Raw genomic sequence first — 22,738 nt, 5'->3', positions numbered from 1 at the left:
TCCTGTTAACTGACAACATCGGGGATTATCGCGCACCGAACACATCTTCGGTGGCGTCGGGCACAGAGTTTGGACGGTGCCGTTCCGCCTGTGTATGCCCGGGCACGTATCCTAGAGAGCATGCTGACCGTCTCGATAGTCATTCCTGCCTGGAACGAAGAAGAACGCATCACGGACTGCCTGCTGAATGCCACCAGACAAACAGTGCCACCTCACGAAGTGATCGTCGTAGATAACCGTTCCACCGACAACACCGTAAACGTCACCGAACGGTTCATCCAGGAACACCCGGATGCCAACGTTCGTCTTCTGCACCAAGATGACGACCAGGGCCTGATTCCCACCCGTAACTGGGGTCTCAACCATGCCACCGGCGACATCCTCGGAAGGGTGGATGCCGACAGCATGTTGAAACCCGACTGGGCAGAGGTGGTGTCGGGCATTTTCACGGAAGACCCCGAAGCGATGGGTGCAACCGGCCCTGTGGTCTATTACGACATGCCCGGGAAAAAGATCGGCCTCAAAGGCGATAACCGCATCAGGCAGAATATTTACAGAGCCGATGGAGGACACTATCTACTCTTCGGCTCCAACATGGCCATCCGTGCATCGGCCTGGCACACCATCGCAGGCGAGGTATGCCGCGACGAGTCCGATGTGATGCACGAGGACATCGACATTTCCCTGCATCTGCTCGGCAAAGGATACAAAACCGTATACTCACCACGCATGATCGCCGGTATGAGCGCGCGCAGGATGGACACATCCTTCTCGTCGTTCCGAAGCTACATGAAGCGTTTCAAGAACACCTTCGACGCGCATCCCCAGCACTGGAGGACGGAAAAGCCGGAGCATACGCTGTACGCACTCTATCCCGTGCTCCGCACCTTCTACCCGGTGTACCAGAAATACCTCGACAGCATGGATATCAATCCCGCCGAACGCGTCTGGATGCGTGAACAGATAGAAATCGCCAGACGCGACGACGGCGATCTGGTGGACTGAGATGTCCGATTTCGTGATGACCAGGAAAGAAGCGCGCAGGCGACGGAACAGACGGGTATCCGTCCTGAGCTTTGCGTCTTTCATCCTCGGCACCATCGCCATCGCGCATCCCAGCGTTCCTCACGCTTTGGCGTTCAGTGTGATTCTGGCGATACTATCATTGCTTTCGGGAATCTGCGGGTCCTCCCAATCGCGGCAATTTCAGGCTTTTGCAGCCATCGGCATCCTGTTTTCTCTTATCTACCTCTTCGCTGTCTTCGTCACGGTCATCGGACGGTAACACCATCGGTATCTGCACCCAAAGGAGCAGATAACTGCACTAAAAGGACAGCTTTTCCCAAGAAATTGTTGCCAAAAGCTGTCCTTTTAGTGCAGTTATCGTATTAGGCCCTTACCTTCTGCCCCAGCCTCCGGCGCATGCAAGCGAAATGGCTAAGAGTCACATAAAGCGTAATACACAAGGTTTATTGGCTGCGCTGTTATGCTGATGCTGTTGGAAGAGCTCAGATTCTTAGGCATGGGCCGGGAATCATATGGAAGGGAATGAATCATGCACGTAAAAATCATCATTGGTGCCGTCAGCCTGGCCTTCGGAGCGGTAAGCCTTGCCCTTTCGCTGGCCACCCCCGGTCCGGCCGCCGGAATCTGCGGTCTCATAGCTGGACTGCTGGGCTTGGGTTGCGGACTGCTGCCCGAAAGCACCGGCAAGGACGACACCGCCTCTGAACTCTGAGACAACCACCGAAATCATCGTGAACAGGGCGGCACCGCAGGCGGGATGGCTATGAAAATCATCATCGCTCCCGACTCCTTCAAGGCTTCGCTGAGTGCCATCGACGCAGCACGCGCAATGACTGAGGGCATCACCCGAGCCGCCCCTGACACCACCTGCGTGATGCTGCCCCTTGCCGATGGCGGCGATGGAACAGTGGAAACCCTGCTCAGGGGAATCACCTCAGCCAGCATCGAAGAACAGGATGGCCACGAGCATTCAGACGCCTCCGGGGCTCGTCTTCGCAGCATCCGCGTGACCGATCCGCTTGGCAGAGACACGCTGGCCTCATACGGGCTGATGGCCGACGGTCACACCGCAGTGATTGAGATGGCTTCGGCAAGCGGCCTGCAGTATGTCGACAGCTCAAACGCCAACCCACTTATCACCACGAGCTATGGCACCGGCGAACTTATTCGGGACGCCCTCGACCAGGGAGTGGACACCATCATCCTTGGTTTGGGCGGAAGCGCCACCAACGACGGCGGAGCGGGCATGGCGCAGGCGCTGGGAATTCGTCTGCTGGATGCCAGCAACAGAGACCTGCCATATGGCGGCGCAGCCCTTGCCGAGCTAAGCATCATCGACACCTCCAAGAAAGACGAGCGTTTGTCGCATGTGAATATTCAGTTGGCCTGCGATGTGGACAATCCGCTTACCGGCCCCTCTGGTGCATCCCTCGTCTTCGGCCCGCAGAAGGGTGCGACTCCCAACATGACCGGCATCCTGGACCGCGCTTTGCGCCACTATGCACAAGTCGTCCGCGAGCAACTGCACAGGGAGATTGAATCCGCTCCCGGTTCGGGGGCCGCCGGAGGTCTCGGCGCCGGGTGCCTCGCTTTCACCAATGCCACGATTCGCCGCGGTATAGAAATCATGATTCAGATGCTTCACCTCAAGGAGCAGGCCGTCGACGCCGACTACTGCTTTGTCGGCGAAGGCCGGACCGATGCTCAGACCGCACACGGCAAGGCCCCGATCGGCGTCGCCAGAGCAGTCAAGGCAACTGCTCCACACTGCAAGGTGATTGCATTCACCGGTGCCATCGGTCAGGGCATCGAGAATCTGTACGAACAGGGCATCGATGCGATATTCTGCATTTCGCCGGGTGCGGTATCCCTTGACCAGGCAATGCACGAAGCATATGGGAATCTCTCGCGATGCTGCGAGAACGTCACACGCATATTGAGGTAACAGCTATTCCCGCAGAGTCATATCCACAGAGTCATATATCCACACAGGCCCATCCACACAGTCGTATTCCCGCTATCGTATCCAACACAGGCATTGCCCTGTTAGCAAAGCCCCTTCTCTGCTGTTTGTAGTAGTTTGTCAAGTGTTGTTCGGGATTCGTTGGATACAATGCGTTCCGCAATGGCTTAGGACATTTCAATCCCAAAAGGAGTGGTCATATGACTGAGGAGAACAAGCAAGAACAGCCGAAGGTTAACGGAGTGCCCGTCAACGATGCGCCCGTGCCTTCCGACCCCGATATTTCCGGGGATACGTCAAAGAAGGACGACCACGTGTCCGGAACCCCAGTCTCCACAAGCGACGTCACCTATGACGTGCCGCCGGCGGATCTGGAAAAGTAACGCATACCACGGTCACAATCGAGCGGTCCACCCTGATTCAGGGTGGACCGCTCACGTATTCTGGACTCTCTGACTGGGTACCCGGTTATTCATCACTGTTACAGTGATGGGCAAGATAGACAATGCTCCGCTCCCAAACGGGCGGCATGCCTGCAGAGGCAAACGAGAGAAAGCGTATACAGAAGACGGGAAGCCGTCACGACATAGCAAGCTCACAACATAGGAGCTCATGGAACCCGGCGATCACCGTCGCCGACGATGCGCAGGCCGGACCTGCCCATAAGAGCAAACAGACACACAGCGGGAGGAAGCGCGATGGACAACAACAACGACATGAACACAACAGAGCTGAATGAGGGAGACCTCACCGCAACCGCCGCACAGGACGCAACAACAGAACAGGTCTCTGCAAATGAAGCACAGGGACCGTCCTTCGACCCTTCAAGCACGGACCCGGACTCCTTGACACCTGAAATGATCGCGGAACTCCCCAAAGATGAATTCGCATATCCAGGACCTGTACGAGACACGTTGCTAGAGGCGATTTTCTCAGGTGCCAAAACCAGCACCGCAAGCCTGTATCGCGACTTCGAGCTCACCGGGGAGGCGTTGCCGAAAGTGGGCGACCTCAACGTCGTCATCGATTCGGCAGGCAACGATGTCGCGATTCTGCGCTACACCGCGATAACAACCACGCGCTTCATCGATGTCGACGACCAACATGCCAAGGATGAGGGCGAGGGCTACACCGATGCCAGCGGATGGCGACAGGTGCACCGTCAGTTCTGGACCTCCGATGAATACCTTGCAGAATACGGCGAGGACTTCACCTTGGACGACGATACCCCGGTGGTTCTCGAACGCTTCGAACTGGCTCGCAGACTCTGACGGCCTCTGGCGCTTCGTCTCGAGTCGGCAAGCGGCGTGGGCGAGAACCCGCTCCGCCAGCATCTGACCTACACTGGGGAGTGAAGAGCGCATATCTGCACCCGGGAAGTGCAATGGATATCGAAGGGAAAAGTAATGACTAAAAAAATCAACTGGGACTATTTCTTTGTGGGGATTCTGTTCATCATCACCGCACTCGTCTCTTTCAGCAATCCTGCCAGCAACCTGGTCGCATTGGTCTACGGATTCGCTATTCTGGCAATCATCAAGGGCGTGTCCGAACTGACGCTGAGACGACGAATCGACGAATTCACCGGAGCCAAGAACGTCTATATCCTGGTGCTCGGCATCGTGGATATTCTTCTGGGCGTCTTCCTGATCTTCAACGCGAGCGTCGGGGTGATCGCACTCCCCTACATCTTCGCCATCTGGTTCATCCTGGATTCGATTTTCGAGCTGGCCGTGGCAAGCGTCTATCGGAACACCGCAGGCAACTATTACTGGTTCGACATTGTGATGAACGTCCTTGGCATAGTTCTCGGCATCATTCTGCTGTTCAACCCGGTGTCCTCGGCGCTCACCCCTGCGTTCCTGGTCGGAGCATACTTCCTGTTCTCCGGCATCTCCTACCTGGCCGCCGCCTTCTAGACGGCCATAGTTCTGCCGAGTGGCCAATCGTTCCACTCGGCAGACAGAAGGAGTGAGCCTACGACTTTGGAACGCGACGATGTCAGTCTGCTGGCATACAACCCAACATTCGACAAAGCACTGGGGAGCTACCAGCTATCGGATCTTTCCTTCACCGGCACCCCCGAACACGCCATCCGAGTATCGCGTCTATCGGACGAATACCATCCGGTGTTGCTGGTTACGGGACGCGGTGAAATCCCCACCTTCCTCGTGTTGGATTATGGCGATGACAAATACCGGTACACAAAGCGCTCGGACAGCATGCTTATCCGGAGTTTTTCGACGGATGACCGTTTCCACCGCAGAGGCTTCGCGCATCTGGCTCTGACGCTGCTCCCCGACTTTGTTCATGCCGCCTACGAGAATATCCACGAACTGGTCCTTGGCGTCAACGCGGCCAACCGCCCGGCACAGAAACTCTACGAGGGCAGTGGCTTCGTCAAACTGCGCGAAACATATCAAGGGCCGAAAGGCGAACAGTTCATCTATCACCAAGTACTCTGAGCAGGCCGAGCAAGAATCAGCGCGCTGCTTTCTGCTCCACCAGAAAACGCGCATCAGGACTCAGCGCATCAGTGAACCCTCTAGTATCGGTCAGAAATTGAAACCACATGTCCTCCAAAGCACTGTTGAAACCCGACACGTATTGCGGCAGGTCAATCCAGAAGCATCTCGTTTCTTGTTGCTCATTACCGTGGCCTGTCCATCGTTGGACAAATTGTTCAGTTTGGCTCTGCGAACCAGTCGTATTCGGCATCCTATGAACACAGGTGAACCATGTTGAACATTCCGGTTGACGCGGGTGTGCTGCGTAGATCCGAGAATGCCGAACGTAAGCATGGAAAAACATTCAGCGACGCGCTTAGCGCGTTTATCGCTGCCCGCGCCGAAGCGGACAATACCGATGATGTGGCGTGCACCACCCAGGAAGAATCACAACGATTCCTAGATGCTGTCATCGACGCTTCGTTGCACGATTGAGATACGGCATTCGAGTGAGCTCTTGGCTGGCCCGACCCGCCTCACTCGCCACGATGCGAACACGGCGCGAGATTTGGTCGAACTGATAGCCGACCGGTTGCAGGCTTCCGGCGCTGTACCGGAAGAACATCATCCTCATGTTCTCGCAGTTGCGGTTGGTAAGAATGAGGTGTTTTGAACCTAAGTCCGAGAGTAATCTCAGACTTCCCACATGTGTGGTCAGTGGTGTGCCGGGACGAATTTGAGTTCCAATCCTAGACTTTTGGCGATGTTCACAATGTTTTCGTAGGATGGGTTGCCGTCCGCAGAAAGCGCACGATATAACCCGGCGCGTGTGATGCCGGCATCCTCTGCTGTCTGGCTCATGCGACGGCGAGCCTTGGCCACGTCGCCCAGCGCGACCTGTACGAGATGCGACCCTCCTTCTTCCATTGCGGCGTTCAGGTATCCTGCGATTTCCTGTTCGTCACGCAGAAACATGCTGATATCAAACTCATGCGTTTCCATTGTCTAGCCATCCCTTCCATTGGTCGCACTGCTTTTGCAGTTTCCTGATGTCCTTGTTTTGCGACGTTTTGTTACCGCCGCCGAGCAGCAGAATCAACGTGGTGCCGCGCTGAATGAAATACACGCGATACCCTGCGCCTGTATGAAAACGCATCTCCTTCAGTGGCCCGCTGATTGGTTGGATGTCTCCCAGAAGTTGCCCCGCTTCTCGGATGGCGGCCATTCGTGCATAGATAGAAGTTCGCGCCTTGAGGTCTCGCAGCTTACCCAACCATTCGTCGAACTCTCGGGTCGATTCTATCCTCATCCGACAATTGTATATTCCAGTATATAAAGTGTCAACTGCGAGAGACAATGAGGGCGGTTGATGACCTTGTTTTCATTGCCGGGGGCTTCCGCAATGGTCTCATAGTTCACCGTCACATGCGTCGAGGGTTTCGGGTAGCCAGGCATAGGTGTGCCCGCTGTAAGCATTGGGTTCGGGCAGGCGCAGTTGAGCAGACCACGCCGGTGATGCCGAGACGGTCGGCTAGCGACAATGTAGCGACATGAGCCGTCTTGTAGGCAATTAGTGAATTCTGGAAACCCTGTTCCAGTAGAAGTACCCCCGGAGAGAGTCGAACTCTCGTTGTCAGAGTGAAAGTCTGATGTCCTAACCGTTAGACGACGGGGGCAAACGAGTTCATAATACGCGATAGGCGCGACTTGGGCAAACCGGTGAGTCGCGTTGTGGAATCGCTGCCCGCCGAACCGCGAACCCTGTGCCGGGGCGCATAACGGAATTTCAGTTGTCATTCACCGCACGATAGGTGAAATCATGTATCACCCTCCCGGCGGCGATGCCCTTGTTCTCGAAATTGGTCAGCACTCGCCCCTCGAATCGCGAGGACTCTATGAAATCCTGATGCGGCAGATTCGCGGCCTCTCCGGCATTGCCCTTGCCGACGTGCTCAGTCGGAAGCGATACCGTCACATCCCCCACATTGCTCAGGCAGTCCATCGTGTCGAGCACTTCATGGACATGCAGGGCGTAGTCCTCGATGTCGGTGGCGATACGCCAGAGCCCGTCTTTGACCAACGCTTCGCTCACCGCCCGCGCGAAGGAATCCTGGATGATGCGACGTTTATGGTGCTTCATCTTGGGCCAGGGGTCAGGGAAGAAGGTCCAGACCTCGGCGATGCTGCCACTGTCCATGCAGGCGAACAATTCCGGAGCGTTGACCTGGGCGATGCGCAGATTCGTCAGGCCTTGCTTTCCCGCCAGCAGCATGGTGTGGGCGATTCCGGGGTCGTAGACCTCCAGCGCGAGAAAATTCAGTTCCGGGTGTGCCGCAGCGGCTGCGGCGATGTTCTCGCCCTGACCGGTCCCCACTTCGACGACCAGTGGATGAGTATTGCCCCAATATCGCTTGATTGAATTCCTGCCGAAGCGCATTCCCTCACGGACGCCGAGCGATGTGTCACTGTCGTTCAGCTCAATCAGATACTCTGACGAATATCGGTCCCAGGCTTTTTGCAGGCGTTTGTCCAAACGGCCCGACCGCCTGACGAACGACAGCACCGGACGATACGCTCCGCTTTCGGACTCGGGGCCTGCTGCCCTCGCAGGGGATTCCGGCTGGACACCTTCAATCATGTTCGCTCCTTGTGCGGCGGTGAAGCCGCGATTGCTGAATCTTCGCGGTCCAATAACCTAATACAGAGTATCCTCACTGTCATGATGTTCAATCATGTTCGTGTGATACACTTAAAGTGCAAAAAAGATAACATATTTGAGCATAAGCGAACAGACATTGTGTTTTCTTGTTCGCCTTCGCTCACGAAGGAAGGCCAGATATGACAGTTCTCGTCACCGGAGGTTGCGGCTACATCGGCGCTCACGTCGTCCACGCCCTGCACGAGGCAGGTGAGGAAGTAGTCGTCATAGACGACCTCAGCTACGGCAAGTCTACCCGCATCGAAGGCTCACGTCTGTATGGTGCGGATATCGCGGCGCCCGGGTCCGACAAGCTCATCGCCCAAATCCTCACCGAACACCACGTGGATGCGGTCATCCACTTCGCCGCGCGCAAACAGGTCGGCGAGTCCGTGGCAAAGCCTCTGTGGTACTACCAGCAGAACATCAACGGCATGCTCAACGTGCTGCAAGGCATGGCCGATGCAGGCGTCAAGAAACTGGTGTTCTCCAGCTCGGCGGCCACTTACGGCGTCCCCCCTGTCGATGTGGTACCCGAGGACGTCGTCCCGATGGTCCCAATCAACCCGTACGGCCAGACGAAGCTCTTCGGCGAGTGGATGGCACGGGCCTGCGAACAGCCCTTCGGCGTTCGCTTCTGCGCGCTGCGGTATTTCAACGTCGCCGGGTGCGGTCCCGTAGAACTCGAGGACCCCGCAATACTCAACCTCATCCCCATGCTCTTCGACCGCTTGAAACAAGGCAAGGCGCCTGCAATCTTCGGTGACAACTACCCCACCCCGGACGGCACCTGCGTACGTGACTACATCCACGTATCCGACCTGGCCGATGCCCATATTGCCGCACTGCACTACCTGGACAAGGACGAGCGGGAATACGACGCGTTCAACGTCGGCACCGGGGAAGGCACCTCGGTCCGCCAGATTGTGGATGAAGTGAAGAAGGTCACCGGACTCCCCTTCACCGAAGCCATCAAGGCCCGCCGCGCAGGAGACCCTCCGCATCTCATCGGCTCACCGAAGCGCATCAACGAAGCCATGGAATGGCACGCCAAGTACGGAGTCGAGGACATTGTGCGCTCTGCCTGGGAAGCATGGCAAGCAAACCCCGAACACCATATCGACGTCGAGAACTGGAAGCAGACCGACTGAGCCCTTCGTCCCCTACACTCGAATACGCGCACTGCCTGCGCGAAATACGGTGGCTCTTTCCGCTGTTTCCACCGTTTTCGTACAGGCAGCGCGCGTAACGCTATTCTCCCAGCCAACACCGTTTCGAAAACGGCTACACTTTGCACTATGACCGATAACTTTGGCACCCCGCAAGACGACGCTCAAGGGCAGAACCCTCAGGGCAATTCCGCCCCTCAACAGAATCCCTGGCAAGCCGGACAGCAACAGCGAGACCGAGGTCAGGTGCCGCCGCAGCAATACCAACAGCAGAGTGGACAGACACCGAGGCAGCCATACTCGGATAATCGGAATCCTTACATTCCTGGACCTCAACAGCCCTGGGCACAGCAGGCCGGGACGTCGCCGACCGATACCCCGCAATCGTATGCGCAGCCCGATTACACACAGGCCGGCTACACACAACCAGGCTATGCGCAGGCCGGTTATACACAAACGGGGTACTCACAGCCAGGTTACGTATCACAGGGTTCCTATGTGACACCTCAAGGAACGATGGTTCAACCATATGCCCCGTGGAACACCATGGCGATTGTAGGATTCGTCCTGAGCTTCCTGTGCTTCCCCGCCGGACTGGTTATCTCCATCATCGCCATCTTCCAGATTCGCAAAACCCGGGAACGGGGAAACGGACTTGCCATCGCAGGCGTCATCATCAGTGGCATCTACACTGCAGTGGTGGCGCTGTTCGCCGGATTGCTGATTTACGCCGTCAATCAGGAGCTTACGGACTACGAATCATACAGCGACCCGTCCTGCAGCTCATACAGCGGATACGGCTGCGACGACGATTCCGACGCCATCGACAGTGCGCTGCGCTCATATTTCCAGAATCATGACGCAACCAGCGCAACAGTCGTGACGACAGCAGCTATAAGCGCAGACAGCGCAACTCTGGGCAGATAGCTCGCAGACACACCTTGTACTCTGCTCGGTTTGCATACGTCTAGACTGTCACTCTTCTAAAGTCACAGGTACCCCCCCTCACCAAACGGAGTGCAACGTCTTTAGACGTTCCGCTCCAATGCTCCGTGCTCCGGCAAAAGCCCCAGCCGTTTACAGCTCAGATGTTTTGCGACACGGCTTCGTCGACCTCGTCAACGATGCGGCGCATGCCCTCTCTCGCCATCGCCGGGTCGCCTTTCAGCACGCCGTCGGCAACCTCCTGGTGCGCGTCCAACGCTTCGGGCTCGGGCTGCTGTGGATACATGCCTATCTCGACCCTGCCGCGAAGAATCGTGGACACCACGTCCGCGAGCGCTGCGAAAAGCTCATTGCCGCTGTATTTGAGCAGCAGCGAGTGGAATTCGATATCGTATTCGTGGAATTGTTCAAGCATCCCCTGCTCGCCGGTTTTCCTCATTTCGACCGCCAGAACCGCAACCTTGGCCTTGACGTCCATGGGCGCATGCGCCGCAGCGCCTGCAGCCGCTGCCGGTTCGACCGCCAGGCGCAACTCGGTGAGCGATATGAGCTGGCTGCGTCGTTGGTTGGAATGGAGTTTCCAATTCACCACCTGCGTATTGAGCGCCGACCACTCGGAGACCGGCCGCGAAACGATGCCCAGACGTTTTCTGACCTCTACGGCCCCTACGGATTGCAGCTGCCGAGCCACTTCCCTGGCAACGGTCCTCGAAATGGAGAATCTGCGCTGAATTTCTTCCAAGGTTACTGGGCGCCCAATCTCCCAGCGCCCTTCGATGATGTCTATGGCCAGCTCCTGCGCGACCGGCGTATGCATCAGCACCGCTTCTGAATCGCTCTCTCCATAATTCGACATAGTTATGAGAGTACCAATGAGTATTCATAATGTGATGTTGCTCATTAAGTACTCTTTTTAACTTGATTAGTACTCTGTATGTGATTACAATTTGAGCCATAATCCGACGACGGATACTCGGTGTCCCGCAGCTCCCGTCGTCATCAGCAACTGCAACGAAGCAGAAGGTAGGTAGATATAACGATGACCAGTCAGAGCAATGACAGCAAACTCCCGGTTCACGTCGTAGTCATGGGCGTCGCAGGATGCGGAAAATCAACCGTCGCGGAAGCAATCAGAGATCAATTGGGGTTCACCATGGCCGAGGGCGACGATTTCCATCCGAAAGCCAACATCGAGAAGATGTCTCATGGCATCCCGCTCACCGACGAGGACAGACGCCCCTGGCTCGAAGTCATCAACCGCTGGATGCTCGGACGTCAATCCCTCGGAGAGTCAACCGTCGTTTCCAGCTCGGCGCTCAAACGCTCATACCGGGACATCCTTCGCAAGGATGTACCAGTGTTCTTCGTGCATCTTGTCGGGTCACAGGAGCTCATCCAGGATCGGCTGACTCGGCGTAAAGGGCACTTCATGCCTCCGGCGTTGCTGCCAAGCCAATTCGCCATCCTCGAGCCCCTGCAATCAGATGAACCGGGTATCGAAGTATCCGTCGCCGGCACGCAACAGGAGATGATCGACCGTGCGATTCGGGCCGTACGCGAGCACGCCGCAAGCGAAGAATCCCTGATACGTTGACCCGCACCGAGCCGGTCCGTCTCTGTCATACCGGGAAACGGGGAACAGGACATCGCAATGCCGCCCCGTTGCTCAGTTCAGACCCCCTGCACCGTCTTCTCCCCGGGATTACCTCGAAACCCCGCTCTTTCCACAACTCATCGAACACAAAGGAGTGATTCCATGAACCTCATCATTGCCGCACTCATCGGCATCATCGTCATCGTTCTGCTGATATCCGTCGTCAAGCTGCATCCTTTCCTGGCGCTGATGCTCGGGTCCTTCGTCATGGCCGTAAGCGCCGGAATCAGCTACGACAAATCATTCACCAGTTTCACGGACGGCCTCGGCTCTACCGTGTCCAGCGTCGGCATCCTCATAGCCCTAGGCGGTATCATCGGCACGCTGCTGACGGTTTCAGGCGGAGCTGACGTCATCGTCGATACCATTCTCAGCAAAACACCTTCGCACCTGCTCCCCTGGGCCATGGCACTCATCGCCTTCGCCGTGGGAATCCCTCTGTTCTTCGAAGTGGGCGTGGTCATCCTCATACCGGTGGTCATCTTCGCCGCTCATCGAGCGAACAAACCGGTGATTCTGCTGGGCATACCGGCATTGGCCGGTCTCTCCACCCTTCACGCCTTCCTTCCTCCCCATCCCGGCCCTCTGGCCGCCATCAGCGCCCTGCACGCGAATCTGGGGCTGACGCTGGGACTTGGGCTTCTGGTCGCCATACCGACCGTCATCATCTCGGGACCGTTGCTGGCTAAGGTCATGGTGAGATGGGTGCCGATCATGGCTCCTGACGACACCAAGGTCAAGGAAACAGCCGAATCGCAGAGCAGCAAGCCATCCTTCGGCGCCGCTCTCAGCGTGATTCTGCTGCCGGTGGTGCTGATGCTCGCCGGAAGCATCATCGACCTGACCGGGCAGACCGGCAATCCCGTCGGCAGATTCTTCGTGTTCGTCGGTCAGCCGCTGGAAGCGCTGCTGATCACCACCCTTGTCGCCATGGTCGTTCTGGGCACGATGCACGGAGTTGGACGCGACAAACTCAACTCCATCGTCGGCACCTCAATCGGCTCCGTCTCAGGCATCCTGCTCATCGTCGGTGCGGGCGGCGGCTTCAAGCAAACTCTCGTGGATTCCGGCATTGGCGACGTCATCGCGCAGGGCATCGCAGGGTCGGCAATCAACCCACTCATCGCCGGGTGGCTTGTGGCGGTGCTCATCCGAGTGGCTACAGGCTCGGCGACGGTGGCAACAGTGACCGCCGCAGGCATCATGGTGCCCCTGGCATCCGGGCTCAGCCCCACGCACCTCTGCCTGCTGGTGCTCGCCATCGGAGCGGGTTCGGTCATATTCTCGCATCTCAACGACGCGGGCTTCTGGCTGGTCAAGGAATACTTCGGCATGAGCGTCGGACAGACCTTCAAGACCTGGACACTGATGGAGACCGTGCTCTCCGTCGTGGGGCTGGCGTTCACGCTCCTGCTGTCGCTTGTGGTGTAGCGCGAAAGAACAGGCAAACATCATCAACACGGATGTCAACAACAAGAAAGAAGGCAACATGCAACTGGGCATGATCGGACTGGGCCGTATGGGCGGCAACATGGCTTCACGAATCCGCGAGGCCGGACATACCATCGTCGGATACGACCGCGCACCGGACTCCGGACGGGATGTGGACTCCCTGGAGAAGCTGGTGGCTGCGCTCGAAGCTCCACGGACCATATGGGTGATGCTGCCCGCAGGAGTACCGACGGATTCCACCGTCAGCGCCCTGGGCGAGCTGCTCTCTGCCGGGGATCTGGTAATCGACGGTGGCAACACCAAATACACCGACGACGCACCTCACCAAGCGCAGCTCGCCGGGCACGGCATACATTTCCTGGAGGCGGGCGTCTCCGGCGGCGTATGGGGCCCTCAAAACGGTTATGCGCTGATGATTGGAGGCGACGCTGAAGATTTCAACCGAGCCCTGCCGATTTTCGAGGCGCTGAAACCCGAAGGCCAGGCCGGACTCGTGCTTGCCGGTCCCGTCGGAGCCGGGCATTTCGCCAAGATGGTCCATAACGGCATCGAATACGGCATGATGCAGGCTCTTGGCGAAGGCTACGCCACCATGACTCACAGCGAGTTGATCAAGAATCCGACAGCCGTCATCGATTCCTGGACTTCGGGAACAGTCATCAAGTCCTGGCTCCTCGACCTTCTGGCCCTGGCGCTGAAGAAGGACCCGGATCTCGCCTCGATGCCTCCCGTGGCCAACGAGTCCGGCGAGGCACGCTGGATGGTCGAGGTCGCCCTGGAACTCGGGGTGCCGGTACCCGCGACGACAGCCGCCCTCTTCGCCCGGCAGACATCGCGTGGCGGCAGCGACGACGCGCTGAAAGTGGTCTCGGCGCTGCGAGGTCAGTTCGGTGGCCATATCACTGCAAAATAGCCGAAACTCCAAGCTGGCGACACGCCGAAAGCACCCGTATGGGGCTCGAATTTGCATGTTGCGCAGTTTCTTGTAAGATATCCACTTGGCTGCTTTTTGTGGCCACGGCCCCGTAGCTCAGTTGGTTAGAGCGCCGCCCTGTCACGGCGGAGGTCACCGGTTCAAGTCCGGCCGGGGTCGCTTGAGTGGTAACAGAAAACCCGGTTCGCCGGGTTTTTTCAACTATTCAATGGCTCTGTAGCTCAGTTGGTAGAGCGAGCGACTGAAAATCGCTAGGTCAGCGGATCGATGCCGCTCGGAGCCACTGGAAAAGCTCTCACACCTTGGAAACTTGGTGTGAGAGCTTTCGTCGTTTACGGTCCTCTCCCCCGCATCACCCCCATATCGCACTGCACTCAGTGAAACCCTGCATCGCGCAGCGCACGCCACCATCCCAGCGACGAAGCGATGAGCATGTATCAACAAGCGGATTCCGCACGGTACACATGCGGCTTAACGATTCTCAAATACTTCTTCAACAAACATCACACATTTGCCTCATACGGTGAAGCCAGCACGCCGGAACAATGGATTCCGCCCGTGTCGGCTCAAATGTCGGAGGAGGAGCACGGATGAAGGACCTGCCCATGACCAGCGAAGACCAGCAGGAAGTCAACACCATGTGGAAACGGCATCTGCTGGAACAGCAGCAGGAGGCTCACAGAAATCGGGCGCGGCGAAGGAACATCCGTCTTCCCGGATTGGTGCTGGCATCGCTCTGCGGGCTCATCGGCATGCTCAACATCACTGCAGGCAGCACAGCCATCTTCGAGCAAGCAGCTTCGAACGATGGTCGCATACTGCTCATCATCGGCTTGTCCGCCATCCTGCTCGCTCTTCCGCTTCACCAGTCGATTACCGCGATTCGGAGCTCACGCCTCAGCGCGAAGGACCGTTCACGGCAATTCGGCAGCGAAGAATAATCAGGGGCACCGGAATGCGAACTTAATCCCCCACCCAACCGACGACACCTCCGGCATATGAGCGGTACCAGAAAATCCAGAGACAAGAGAAAGAACACTCATCATGACTACAGACAAATCCTTCCTCGCACGCAGTTTCGACAATATGCGGGAAGACGCCAAACTGCAGCACGACATCGACCGAGAGCACTTCGAAGCGGTGAAAGGCTCTGAGAATGCGGATTTCAAGGAATTCCGGGAGGCGAGGGGCTTCAAGGCCAAGTTGGGCGTATTGCTGAATCATGCGGAGCGCGACAGCACTTCAATTCGAGCAGAGCAGCGTGAAGAATACCGTGCGATGCTTGCACAGATGCGCGAAGATGCCGAGCGCCATCTTCAGTGAGCACCGCACGGTATCTCCCGAATCATGCCCGCCGTGACCATGTATGACGGAGCATTCAGAAGGGAAGGCTACAGGACAGGGGGGTCCATTCTGGAACCCTCGCATTCGGACACCTGCAGACTCTCACAGACCCAGCAGTGGAAACGCGAATCCTTGCCTTCAATACGATCTTCGACGGGGATGCGTTTGCCAAACGGACATTCATCATCGTCGTGGTAGAACTTCGAACGAGGACCATTGGCTACATAGAACGGATTACACTTCATCGTGATCCACCCCCTTTGGCTGTATACCGCTATTCTACAGGAAAAGGGGGTGTCCGAAATGGCACGGGATGACCATGATTCGCCAATTCCGGCCAACCGCCGGCCTGGTTACAAGGCAGAGCAGACCTGGGTCGCAGAGGGATTCAGAGCTGTTCGCTCACCCAGTCCACGATATACGGGGCGGCCTCCTCTATCTGGTCTATCGCCACCTCGAATTCCTCGGGGCCGCCATACCACGGGTCGGCCAAATCCATCGCGCTCTCCTGAGAGCCTCCTACCTTGGCGACCTGGGGATCGAAGCTGCGATACATATGCACCGCCTGACGCTTTTCCGCCGGCAGTATCCTCAGCAGGGAATGCATGTGTGCGGCCGTCATCGGCAACAGCAGGTCGGATTCAAGCGCTTCCTCGCAAGTGATGCGATGGGCGAAATGATGCTCGGGAAGAGCGTATCCTCTCTCCAACAGCACCTTCTGAGCGCGCCGATCAATCGGATTGCCGTACTCCTCGTCGCTGACACCGCTGGAATCCACAAGTACGCGATCCGCGCCTAGGCCCTGTTTCCTGAAGTATTCAGCCAAGACAATCTGGGCCATGGGCGATCTGCAGATATTGCCGGTGCATACGGTCATCACCACATAGGGTTCGGATGTCATAACACTCATTTCTCACACGAATATGCCGTCAGTTGGCCTTCTGATAATTCACGAAACGGAAACGCCGCACGACGCCATCCGCCTTGCGCGGCGTCTGCCAGGCACCGGAATCGACGATAAACCAGCGTCCCGAGTCCACAAGGTCCTGAATGTCGGGAGCGTAGGTATCCGCTGCAACCTGTGCATCTATTTGCGTGACATAGGCTTTGTCGGCCTGCGAAATCACGTCGTCGAAAAGCTGCGCCCCTCCGATGACCCATATCTCGGTACGATCCATCCCGTCATCGGGAATGGACTCCTGCCGGGCCAGATCCATGGCGGCTTCGAAATCGCCGACGACCGTGGCTCCCGCCGCACGGTAGTCCGGCTGGCGCGACACGACGATATTGTCGCGGTTGCTCAAGGGCCTATAACGCTCCTGCAGCGATTCCCAGGTCTTCCTGCCCATGATCACGGGGTGCGATATGGTCAGTTCCTTGAAGCGACGCAAATCCTCGGACAGATGCCAAGGCATGGAACCTTCGAAACCAATCGCTCCATCACGACCATGGGTGTCCCGGGCCTGAGCCCAAATGAGATTCACCGAATAGGGCTTGCCCGGAGTGTTTTCCGAATTATCCCAGTCTTCTTCGTCATCGGCATGCCCGGTCCTACCGGGCTTGGGTTCGTGATAGCCGCTACGACTGCTACTGTCATGCTCCATCTAAACAATTGCTCCTTATTAAACAGTGTCGAGAAAGTATTGTAATGATGCCCTCAGACCGCCACGGGAGCCTTGATGGTGGGGTGATGCCGGTATCCGGAAACCTTGAAATCCTCATACTGGTAATCGAATAGGGAATCCGCCTTGTTCAGGCTGATGGTCGGGTACGGGTACGGCTCTCGGGACAGCTGTTCGAGCACCTGAGTGATGTGATTGTCATACACGTGGCAGTCACCTCCGGTCCACACGAACTCGCCTGGCTCAAGGCCTGCCTGCTGGGCGACCATCAAGGTCAGCAGCGAATACGAGGCGATGTTGAAGGGCACTCCGAGGAACATGTCGCATGAGCGTTGATACAGCTGGCAGCTGAGTTTTCCGTCGGCCACGTAGAACTGGAACAGCGCATGGCATGGCGGCAAGGCCATATTCTCCACCTCGGCCGGATTCCAGGCGCTCACGATCATTCGACGAGAATCAGGATGATGCTTGACCAGCTCCAGCACCTTGGATATCTGGTCGATGGTCCTGTTCGGGTCATCGGCCGTGGGCGCCGGCCAGCTTCTCCACTGGACCCCGTACACCGGACCCAACTCGCCCGTCTCAGTATCCGCCCATTCATCCCAGATGTGGACGTTGTGCTCCTGAAGCCAACGAATATTGCTCGAACCTTTCAGGAACCACAGCAGTTCGTAAGCCAATCCTTTGAAAAACACCGTTTTGGTGGTGAGCAGAGGGAATGAATCCTGCAGGTCGAAACGTATCTGCTGACCGAACAGTGAGATTGTCCCGGTGCCGGTCCTGTCGGACTTCAATGTCCCCTCAAGAAGAATCTTGCGTACCAGGTCCTCGTACGGCATCGGAATGTCGGTTTCGGGACGTGCAGGAATTCTGGAACGAATATCAGCCAACTCGTGTTCTGTTAAAGCCATGCTGTCTAATCTAACCCAAGGGGTGCCGCATGGTCGACTCTCAGCCTGCAGCTCAGGAATAATCCGTGGCTGGAAGGACATGGCATTTCACACAGCAAAACATCACCTTCCGGAGGACCGACAGGTCCGGCACCGTGCATTGCTGAGCCGTGTAGGCATGCATCCTTGTTGAACAGCGCTATGAGAAGAATTCCCCCTTTGACGATGTTGGACACTAGATTGGGAGTGTCAGGGTGTGAGAACACATCCATCAATGTGGGTCACGCGGTGCTTCACACGAGTTTGGAGGAGTCATGGGCAAGAGGCTATGGGTCGAACGCAACAAGGACGGTTCCTGGGATGCATTTTCCGAGGATGGCGCCCATCTCAAGTTCGGTAAAGGCAAAGGGGTGTTCACTCCCGGAGATCTGATGAAGGTCGCTCTCGGTGCCTGCGCGGCATTGTCAAGCAATTTCGCCGTGGAAAACGCCCTCGGCAAAGGGGCAGGCGCCCATGTCGTCATCGACGGCAACTACGATGCCGACGACGACGCGTATCTGGCGTTCACCGAACAGGTCACGGTGGATGCCAGCGAAGCCGGTCTGAGCGACGAGGATGCGGAAAAGCTCAAGGAACGCGTCACCAGGCATATCGACAAAGCCTGCACGGTCAAGCACACCTATGAGCGCGAGACCCCTGTGCGCATGCAGGTCACCGTCCGCCACTGATTCAGAGCGTTCAGATATCGCCAGAGACCGTGGGCGGCGACATTGAAGTTCTCACTCAATGTCGCCGCCCACGGTCTTTTTTTACGTTTGTGTAGGGATTTTTTTCAAGACAGGGAGTATTCATTCCCCTCCGTCAATCGCTGAAGCGCGAAACCGCGGTCTTTCGTACGCGAACCGGAACGGCAACTACTTGGCGATCCCTACACAAACGTCGTTCCCGGTGCCGCGCAGAGCCAAATCATCGGGATATGCAGCTATTCCGGCTTCTTTTCCCCGTCGTCCTGACGCAAGGGGTCGATGATAGCGTCGATATCGCGTGCCAGCTGAGCGTCCGCACTGGGAATATCGACCTGCTGGACTCCGCTGATTTCCTCAAGCGACATAATCGGCACATCGGCAGGAGAATTGGGCGTCTTGCCCGACTCTGAAGCCTCCACATACTTTCTGGGAACCACATATACCGGGCTGACCGCATGCTGCAGCAGACCCTGGCTGGTCGACCCGAGCAGCAATCCCGTGAACCCTCCCCTGCCACGGGAACCAACGACGACGACATCGTGCTCGTGACTCGCCTTCGTCAGCGCCTGCACGGCAGAACCCGGAACAATGGACTTGAAGATACGCAAATCTGGGTACGCTGCCTGCAAAGGCTTGATGCGCACATCCAAATCCTCCATATAGGACTCCATGATGCCGTGCTCCTCATCGGAATCGGAACCGGTCAGGCCATCGATGCTCGGCACAGCAAGCGTCACATCCAATTCCGCTCCCCAGCTGTTGGCGAAGGATGCGGCTATCTCCAAGGCCTTGATACCCCAGCGGGTCTCATCGGAGCCCACAGCCACCTTGGTTATCGTGTTGTTGAGATGCATCAGCTTGCCATCATCGTCGGTGTATGGAACCACGATAATCGGGCAGTATGCGTAAGCCGGAAGACTGGAACTCGTCGTCCCGAGCAAGCGTTCGGCAAGACCGCCCTTGCCGCGGTTGCCGATGACGATGAGGTTGTAATTGCGAGACAATTCGACGAACACCGAGGCGGGGTCGCCCGTGACAATCAGCGTCGTCGCCTCGACGCCCTGTTCATCGGCGATGGCCTTCGCCTTCGAGAGTATTTCCTGTGCATCGTTGTGCGCGGCCTTATCGTCGCCAAGGGCCGTGTATGTGGCGTCGAAGGACACCGCAGCATAGCTCGGCAAGGAGTACGCGCATACGATCTGCAACGTCAGGCCTGCGTGCTTGGCATAATTCGCCGCCCACCAGGTCGCTTTGTAACTCGCATCCGACCCATCAACCCCGACGAGTATGGCCTTATCATTCACCATGACGACCTCCCTATGGTCTTTGAACAACGCAACAGAGCGTCGTTCACCCACTTATTAGAATAGCGCGGACAATCCGGCAGGTGCGCCTTCGGCAATACCCCAAAACGCGAAAACTGTGCATATCTGCACGTAAGATACCGGAAATTCCAGCCCTTGCGTGCCAATATGCACAGTTTCGAGAAGTGTTACGGAACGTCACATTACGCGACGGATGGAATAGCCTCCGGAGAATGCGTACTGTACAGGCGTATACGCGGTGCCGACGCTTGGCTTCAATGCATTGACGACCATGCCGTTGCCTGCATAGATGCCCACATGCATGCTGTTCGCAATCAAATCACCGGGCTGCGCATCGGCAAGACTGCCGACCGCAGTGCCCACCGATGCCTGAGCCCCAGATGTGCGAGGCAGCGAAATACCGAAATGAGCGAAGACATATTGAGTGAAGCCCGAACAGTCCCAACCACTTGTGGGGCTCGTGCCTCCGTACACATATGGCGACACCCCAACGAACTGACCCGCGTAGGACACTACGGCGCTGGAACTGGCGTTCACGGTCGTCGTGGTGGTGTTCGTCGTGGCAGCCGTACTCGGCGTCGCACTACGCGTCTGGCTACGGCTTGCGGCCGATGCCTGAGCCGCGGCGGCGGCAGCGGCCTGCTCACGCGCGGCCTGCTCCTGTGCGGCTTGCGCCTCGGCCTGCTGCTCGGCGCTTGACTTGGTCTTCGGAACGCTCATAGTCGTGGAAAGCCACGAGGAATCGGACTCGACATCAACCGACTTCGACTCCGCAAGGAGGTCTTTTTTGGTCTTGTTGATTTTCGGGAACGAGCGTGAAGAAGTGACGCCATCCTTATCGGCCGCATTTGCCATGGGCGCGGTAAAGGAAAGTAGTGAGCCTGCGACGGCAACCGCCGCAAGAATAACAATATGCTTTCGTATGGTCTTCATCAATCCCACACAATAGCATACGAATCTTGCAATGCAGAGTCCGGGCCGGAAATCGGTCGGCACCCTCAGCGCCGACACTTGGAATCACTTCGCAACACACCCTGTCCGGATATTCGCACCTCAAGCATCACCAACCCTGCTATCGAAAACCCTTCTCACCAACTGTCGCAAGCTCATAGGGGCAACGAATCGGTCATGGAGAGTGCCTCTGAACAGACCGCCGCTCGGAAGAGTGCAAGCAGGCCGTATGCCGACATCGATACATAGCAGACGGGTGAAACTGGGTCGAGCTCAGTCGGTTCGGACCGTGCCGCTCGACAGCACTCGATACCACTCAGTAGTGAATGTACTGGAAGTCATGAACGTTGGTGAAGGTCCTCGTGAAGGTCTGTCCGTTGTATGACGACCCGCATTCCGAGGTGACCACAGAACCATCGGGATTGATTTTCTCGACGATGGCCACATGCCCATAGGCCGCGGAGGAACCCTCCTGACCCGTACGGAACACCATGATGTCCCCCACATTGCGCGGAGTGTCATCCACCCAGTATCCCAGGGCCTGCGCGGAGCTTGCCCACTGGTGCCCGTCACCGAAATGGGAGCCGACAGGCAGACCGAGCTGATGTCTGCGCACGTAGACCCACCAGGTGCATTGGCTGAAGGAGTAGGCGTTCCCATTGTCTCCGGTGGCATGGTTCGGATTGAAGCCGGAAGGCAGCACATCTTTGTTCACGTCCAGGAGCTTGGATACGACATCGTTGTCGGCCTTGGCCCTGGTCACATCGGAGGTGGTTTCTGTCGTATCGCCCAGCGCCCAGGTGCCCTCGACACCATCGTTGGCAGCGGATGTCGACTGCTCATCAAGCGCGATTCTGGTCTGCGAACGGGACGCGGCAGACGATGTCGAAACGCTCTGAGCCGTCGCGATAACCGAACTGGTGACTTCCCCTGAAGCCGAAGCCCTTTGCGATTTCGGAGAGGCTATGGCGATGGACGTGGCTGCCGTGCCCAGCAGTGCGGCCATGGCCGTTCCGGCAAGGAAATGCGCTTTCTGTGCTTGCTTCTTGGCGGCAAGCCTCATGGCTCTCCTCGACGGAGGAGCAACTTCATTGAGCTTTTCGGCCAAAGCACTATCCAGGGCATTCAGCGTCTCGACCGCATGAGTGGCTCGTCTGGAGACCGCTCTGGTGCCGTTGGCGCGCAATGATGACACAGCCGAAGTCCTTGCGTGCGCATGTGAGGATCTCCTCGTTCGGTGCGCGGCATTCGTCATAAAAACAATCTCCTGTACAGGTTTATGGGGTTGTCGGTGACATCCATCACGCAACCATCACAAGAAAGCAGATTACAACGCAATGCTGGGCAAAGTCCAATGCAGGACGACCGAAACAGACGAGAACAGGCCTTTCCCGAGGATGGACATAGGCTCAAAAGCCTGAAATTCCAAAGTACCGACCAGCAAGGAATACTCGTCCGACAATTTTCAACGCGCCTGCAAATTTTTCGGCGTGTCTAAATTTCACGCAACCCGTCATATTCACGCGTCTGGCAAGGTTTCGGGCAGCGCGCCCAAATACGCGATGCGGACCT

The 22,738-nt window shown here is 57.2% G+C and carries 27 protein-coding genes and 3 tRNA genes; 19 read left to right on the top strand and 11 right to left on the bottom strand.

The window, feature by feature from the left end; translation table 11 throughout:
* Positions 1 to 120: 120 nt before the first annotated feature.
* The 9 genes from DB51_RS03355 (at position 121) to DB51_RS03310 (ending at position 5,931) form a co-directional block, all read left to right on the top strand.
* The gene (locus tag DB51_RS03355; protein ID WP_034251771.1) at positions 121 to 1,005 is read left to right on the top strand and encodes a glycosyltransferase family 2 protein; all 885 of its coding nucleotides are present in this window, start codon (positions 121 to 123) and stop codon (positions 1,003 to 1,005) included.
* A 16-nt stretch (positions 1,006 to 1,021) separates the two neighbouring features.
* On the top strand, positions 1,022 to 1,285 hold the full coding sequence (locus DB51_RS03350) for a hypothetical protein (protein ID WP_156958209.1): 264 nt from the start codon (positions 1,022 to 1,024) through the stop codon (positions 1,283 to 1,285).
* A gap of 270 nt (positions 1,286 to 1,555) precedes the next feature.
* Positions 1,556 to 1,738, top strand: a complete 183-nt coding sequence (locus tag DB51_RS03345; protein WP_034251765.1) for a hypothetical protein — start codon at positions 1,556 to 1,558, stop codon at positions 1,736 to 1,738.
* A gap of 51 nt (positions 1,739 to 1,789) precedes the next feature.
* Positions 1,790 to 2,971, top strand: a complete 1,182-nt coding sequence (locus DB51_RS03340) for a glycerate kinase family protein (protein WP_034251762.1) — start codon at positions 1,790 to 1,792, stop codon at positions 2,969 to 2,971.
* Positions 2,972 to 3,189: 218 nt separating this feature from the next.
* The gene (locus DB51_RS03335; protein ID WP_034251759.1) at positions 3,190 to 3,372 is read left to right on the top strand and encodes a hypothetical protein; all 183 of its coding nucleotides are present in this window, start codon (positions 3,190 to 3,192) and stop codon (positions 3,370 to 3,372) included.
* Positions 3,373 to 3,705: 333 nt separating this feature from the next.
* Positions 3,706 to 4,260 carry an ASCH domain-containing protein gene (locus DB51_RS03330; protein WP_202961989.1) on the top strand — a complete coding sequence of 185 codons (555 nt, stop codon included), beginning with the start codon at positions 3,706 to 3,708 and terminating at the stop codon, positions 4,258 to 4,260.
* Between the two features lie 135 nt (positions 4,261 to 4,395).
* Positions 4,396 to 4,908, top strand: coding sequence for an HdeD family acid-resistance protein (locus DB51_RS03325; protein ID WP_034251757.1), 513 nt, complete (start codon positions 4,396 to 4,398; stop codon positions 4,906 to 4,908).
* 66 nt (positions 4,909 to 4,974) lie between these two features.
* Positions 4,975 to 5,454 (top strand): N-acetyltransferase, encoded by a 480-nt coding sequence (locus DB51_RS03320; protein WP_051867232.1) that lies wholly within the window; start codon positions 4,975 to 4,977, stop codon positions 5,452 to 5,454.
* A 273-nt stretch (positions 5,455 to 5,727) separates the two neighbouring features.
* Positions 5,728 to 5,931 (top strand): hypothetical protein, encoded by a 204-nt coding sequence (locus DB51_RS03310; RefSeq protein ID WP_034251750.1) that lies wholly within the window; start codon positions 5,728 to 5,730, stop codon positions 5,929 to 5,931.
* Between the two features lie 219 nt (positions 5,932 to 6,150).
* Here the strand turns inward: DB51_RS03310 and DB51_RS03305 are convergent, their stop codons facing one another.
* From DB51_RS03305 to trmB, 4 genes are all read right to left on the bottom strand, one after another.
* The gene (locus DB51_RS03305; RefSeq protein WP_034251747.1) at positions 6,151 to 6,438 is read right to left on the bottom strand and encodes an addiction module antidote protein; all 288 of its coding nucleotides are present in this window, start codon (positions 6,436 to 6,438) and stop codon (positions 6,151 to 6,153) included.
* Complete coding sequence (locus DB51_RS03300) at positions 6,425 to 6,745, bottom strand: type II toxin-antitoxin system RelE/ParE family toxin (RefSeq protein WP_034251744.1); 321 nt, start codon at positions 6,743 to 6,745, stop codon at positions 6,425 to 6,427. The genes DB51_RS03305 and DB51_RS03300 overlap by 14 nt, the downstream gene beginning before the upstream one ends.
* Before the next feature lie 295 nt (positions 6,746 to 7,040).
* Positions 7,041 to 7,112 (bottom strand) — tRNA-Glu (locus DB51_RS03295).
* 110 nt (positions 7,113 to 7,222) lie between these two features.
* The gene (trmB, locus tag DB51_RS03290; protein WP_051867231.1) at positions 7,223 to 8,074 is read right to left on the bottom strand and encodes a tRNA (guanosine(46)-N7)-methyltransferase TrmB; all 852 of its coding nucleotides are present in this window, start codon (positions 8,072 to 8,074) and stop codon (positions 7,223 to 7,225) included.
* A gap of 200 nt (positions 8,075 to 8,274) precedes the next feature.
* On the opposite strand from trmB, the gene galE reads away from it, so the two are divergent.
* The gene (galE, locus tag DB51_RS03285) at positions 8,275 to 9,285 is read left to right on the top strand and encodes a UDP-glucose 4-epimerase GalE (protein ID WP_034251741.1); all 1,011 of its coding nucleotides are present in this window, start codon (positions 8,275 to 8,277) and stop codon (positions 9,283 to 9,285) included.
* A 147-nt stretch (positions 9,286 to 9,432) separates the two neighbouring features.
* Entirely contained in the window at positions 9,433 to 10,230 is a 798-nt protein-coding gene (locus tag DB51_RS09715) for a DUF4190 domain-containing protein (RefSeq protein ID WP_051867230.1), read from the top strand.
* A gap of 157 nt (positions 10,231 to 10,387) precedes the next feature.
* On the opposite strand, the gene DB51_RS03270 is transcribed toward DB51_RS09715, so the two are convergent.
* Positions 10,388 to 11,104, bottom strand: a complete 717-nt coding sequence (locus tag DB51_RS03270; RefSeq protein WP_034251735.1) for a FadR/GntR family transcriptional regulator — start codon at positions 11,102 to 11,104, stop codon at positions 10,388 to 10,390.
* A gap of 183 nt (positions 11,105 to 11,287) precedes the next feature.
* On the opposite strand from DB51_RS03270, the gene DB51_RS03265 reads away from it, so the two are divergent.
* The 7 genes from DB51_RS03265 (at position 11,288) to DB51_RS03235 (ending at position 15,611) form a co-directional block, all read left to right on the top strand.
* Positions 11,288 to 11,842, top strand: coding sequence for a gluconokinase (locus tag DB51_RS03265; protein WP_034251732.1), 555 nt, complete (start codon positions 11,288 to 11,290; stop codon positions 11,840 to 11,842).
* A gap of 162 nt (positions 11,843 to 12,004) precedes the next feature.
* A complete protein-coding gene (locus DB51_RS03260) occupies positions 12,005 to 13,333 on the top strand; it encodes a GntP family permease (protein ID WP_034251728.1) in 1,329 nt (442 codons plus the stop codon).
* A gap of 58 nt (positions 13,334 to 13,391) precedes the next feature.
* Complete coding sequence (gene gnd, locus DB51_RS03255) at positions 13,392 to 14,267, top strand: phosphogluconate dehydrogenase (NAD(+)-dependent, decarboxylating) (protein ID WP_034251725.1); 876 nt, start codon at positions 13,392 to 13,394, stop codon at positions 14,265 to 14,267.
* A gap of 106 nt (positions 14,268 to 14,373) precedes the next feature.
* Positions 14,374 to 14,447, top strand: a tRNA-Asp gene (locus DB51_RS03250).
* A 51-nt stretch (positions 14,448 to 14,498) separates the two neighbouring features.
* A tRNA-Phe gene (locus tag DB51_RS03245) sits at positions 14,499 to 14,571 on the top strand.
* A gap of 307 nt (positions 14,572 to 14,878) precedes the next feature.
* Positions 14,879 to 15,229 (top strand): hypothetical protein, encoded by a 351-nt coding sequence (locus DB51_RS03240; protein WP_034251721.1) that lies wholly within the window; start codon positions 14,879 to 14,881, stop codon positions 15,227 to 15,229.
* Between the two features lie 103 nt (positions 15,230 to 15,332).
* A complete protein-coding gene (locus tag DB51_RS03235) occupies positions 15,333 to 15,611 on the top strand; it encodes a hypothetical protein (RefSeq protein WP_034251718.1) in 279 nt (92 codons plus the stop codon).
* A gap of 409 nt (positions 15,612 to 16,020) precedes the next feature.
* Here DB51_RS03235 and DB51_RS03225 read toward each other — a convergent pair whose 3' ends face one another.
* From DB51_RS03225 to DB51_RS03215, 3 genes are read right to left on the bottom strand one after another with little or no spacing between them, the layout of a single operon-like run.
* Positions 16,021 to 16,533 carry a low molecular weight protein-tyrosine-phosphatase gene (locus tag DB51_RS03225; protein WP_034251711.1) on the bottom strand — a complete coding sequence of 171 codons (513 nt, stop codon included), beginning with the start codon at positions 16,531 to 16,533 and terminating at the stop codon, positions 16,021 to 16,023.
* 28 nt (positions 16,534 to 16,561) lie between these two features.
* A complete protein-coding gene (locus DB51_RS03220) occupies positions 16,562 to 17,236 on the bottom strand; it encodes a dihydrofolate reductase (protein WP_034251708.1) in 675 nt (224 codons plus the stop codon).
* Between the two features lie 53 nt (positions 17,237 to 17,289).
* Positions 17,290 to 18,093: a thymidylate synthase gene (locus DB51_RS03215; RefSeq protein WP_238548351.1), complete on the bottom strand. Its 804-nt coding sequence runs from the start codon at positions 18,091 to 18,093 to the stop codon at positions 17,290 to 17,292.
* A gap of 365 nt (positions 18,094 to 18,458) precedes the next feature.
* Here DB51_RS03215 and DB51_RS03210 point away from each other — a divergent pair, with 365 nt between their 5' ends.
* On the top strand, positions 18,459 to 18,872 hold the full coding sequence (locus DB51_RS03210; protein WP_034251701.1) for an OsmC family protein: 414 nt from the start codon (positions 18,459 to 18,461) through the stop codon (positions 18,870 to 18,872).
* 254 nt (positions 18,873 to 19,126) lie between these two features.
* On the opposite strand, the gene DB51_RS03205 is transcribed toward DB51_RS03210, so the two are convergent.
* The 3 genes from DB51_RS03205 to DB51_RS03195 all read right to left on the bottom strand — a co-directional run bounded on the left by DB51_RS03205 (position 19,127) and on the right by DB51_RS03195 (position 22,361).
* Positions 19,127 to 20,197, bottom strand: coding sequence for a universal stress protein (locus DB51_RS03205; RefSeq protein WP_034251698.1), 1,071 nt, complete (start codon positions 20,195 to 20,197; stop codon positions 19,127 to 19,129).
* Between the two features lie 195 nt (positions 20,198 to 20,392).
* Positions 20,393 to 21,148 (bottom strand): C40 family peptidase, encoded by a 756-nt coding sequence (locus DB51_RS03200; RefSeq protein ID WP_034251695.1) that lies wholly within the window; start codon positions 21,146 to 21,148, stop codon positions 20,393 to 20,395.
* A 334-nt stretch (positions 21,149 to 21,482) separates the two neighbouring features.
* A complete protein-coding gene (locus DB51_RS03195; protein ID WP_238548291.1) occupies positions 21,483 to 22,361 on the bottom strand; it encodes a CHAP domain-containing protein in 879 nt (292 codons plus the stop codon).
* Between the last annotated feature and the right edge of the window lie 377 nt (positions 22,362 to 22,738).

Origin of the sequence: Bifidobacterium crudilactis, assembly GCF_000738005.1 — a bacterium.
GTDB classification, from domain to species: domain Bacteria; phylum Actinomycetota; class Actinomycetes; order Actinomycetales; family Bifidobacteriaceae; genus Bombiscardovia; species Bombiscardovia crudilactis.
Note: the sequence above shows the minus strand (reverse complement) of the source record. Positions and strands in the feature narration are given on the sequence as shown.

Excerpts from the sequence above, each read along its gene's own strand:
- DB51_RS03355 (WP_034251771.1), top strand. The coding sequence starts at position 121 with ATGCTGACCGTCTCGATAGTCATTCCTGCCTGGAACGAAGAAGAACGC.
- DB51_RS03350 (WP_156958209.1), top strand. The coding sequence starts at position 1,022 with ATGACCAGGAAAGAAGCGCGCAGGCGACGGAACAGACGGGTATCCGTC.
- DB51_RS03345 (WP_034251765.1), top strand. The coding sequence starts at position 1,556 with ATGCACGTAAAAATCATCATTGGTGCCGTCAGCCTGGCCTTCGGAGCG.
- DB51_RS03340 (WP_034251762.1), top strand. The coding sequence starts at position 1,790 with ATGAAAATCATCATCGCTCCCGACTCCTTCAAGGCTTCGCTGAGTGCC.
- DB51_RS03335 (WP_034251759.1), top strand. The coding sequence starts at position 3,190 with ATGACTGAGGAGAACAAGCAAGAACAGCCGAAGGTTAACGGAGTGCCC.
- DB51_RS03330 (WP_202961989.1), top strand. The coding sequence starts at position 3,706 with ATGAACACAACAGAGCTGAATGAGGGAGACCTCACCGCAACCGCCGCA.
- DB51_RS03325 (WP_034251757.1), top strand. The coding sequence starts at position 4,396 with ATGACTAAAAAAATCAACTGGGACTATTTCTTTGTGGGGATTCTGTTC.
- DB51_RS03310 (WP_034251750.1), top strand. The coding sequence starts at position 5,728 with ATGTTGAACATTCCGGTTGACGCGGGTGTGCTGCGTAGATCCGAGAAT.
- DB51_RS03305 (WP_034251747.1), bottom strand. The coding sequence starts at position 6,438 with ATGGAAACGCATGAGTTTGATATCAGCATGTTTCTGCGTGACGAACAG.
- DB51_RS03300 (WP_034251744.1), bottom strand. The coding sequence starts at position 6,745 with ATGAGGATAGAATCGACCCGAGAGTTCGACGAATGGTTGGGTAAGCTG.
- trmB (WP_051867231.1), bottom strand. The coding sequence starts at position 8,074 with ATGATTGAAGGTGTCCAGCCGGAATCCCCTGCGAGGGCAGCAGGCCCC.
- galE (WP_034251741.1), top strand. The coding sequence starts at position 8,275 with ATGACAGTTCTCGTCACCGGAGGTTGCGGCTACATCGGCGCTCACGTC.
- DB51_RS09715 (WP_051867230.1), top strand. The coding sequence starts at position 9,433 with ATGACCGATAACTTTGGCACCCCGCAAGACGACGCTCAAGGGCAGAAC.
- DB51_RS03270 (WP_034251735.1), bottom strand. The coding sequence starts at position 11,104 with ATGTCGAATTATGGAGAGAGCGATTCAGAAGCGGTGCTGATGCATACG.
- DB51_RS03265 (WP_034251732.1), top strand. The coding sequence starts at position 11,288 with ATGACCAGTCAGAGCAATGACAGCAAACTCCCGGTTCACGTCGTAGTC.
- DB51_RS03260 (WP_034251728.1), top strand. The coding sequence starts at position 12,005 with ATGAACCTCATCATTGCCGCACTCATCGGCATCATCGTCATCGTTCTG.
- gnd (WP_034251725.1), top strand. The coding sequence starts at position 13,392 with ATGCAACTGGGCATGATCGGACTGGGCCGTATGGGCGGCAACATGGCT.
- DB51_RS03240 (WP_034251721.1), top strand. The coding sequence starts at position 14,879 with ATGAAGGACCTGCCCATGACCAGCGAAGACCAGCAGGAAGTCAACACC.
- DB51_RS03235 (WP_034251718.1), top strand. The coding sequence starts at position 15,333 with ATGACTACAGACAAATCCTTCCTCGCACGCAGTTTCGACAATATGCGG.
- DB51_RS03225 (WP_034251711.1), bottom strand. The coding sequence starts at position 16,533 with ATGACATCCGAACCCTATGTGGTGATGACCGTATGCACCGGCAATATC.
- DB51_RS03220 (WP_034251708.1), bottom strand. The coding sequence starts at position 17,236 with ATGGAGCATGACAGTAGCAGTCGTAGCGGCTATCACGAACCCAAGCCC.
- DB51_RS03215 (WP_238548351.1), bottom strand. The coding sequence starts at position 18,093 with ATGCCGTACGAGGACCTGGTACGCAAGATTCTTCTTGAGGGGACATTG.
- DB51_RS03210 (WP_034251701.1), top strand. The coding sequence starts at position 18,459 with ATGGGCAAGAGGCTATGGGTCGAACGCAACAAGGACGGTTCCTGGGAT.
- DB51_RS03205 (WP_034251698.1), bottom strand. The coding sequence starts at position 20,197 with ATGGTGAATGATAAGGCCATACTCGTCGGGGTTGATGGGTCGGATGCG.
- DB51_RS03200 (WP_034251695.1), bottom strand. The coding sequence starts at position 21,148 with ATGAAGACCATACGAAAGCATATTGTTATTCTTGCGGCGGTTGCCGTC.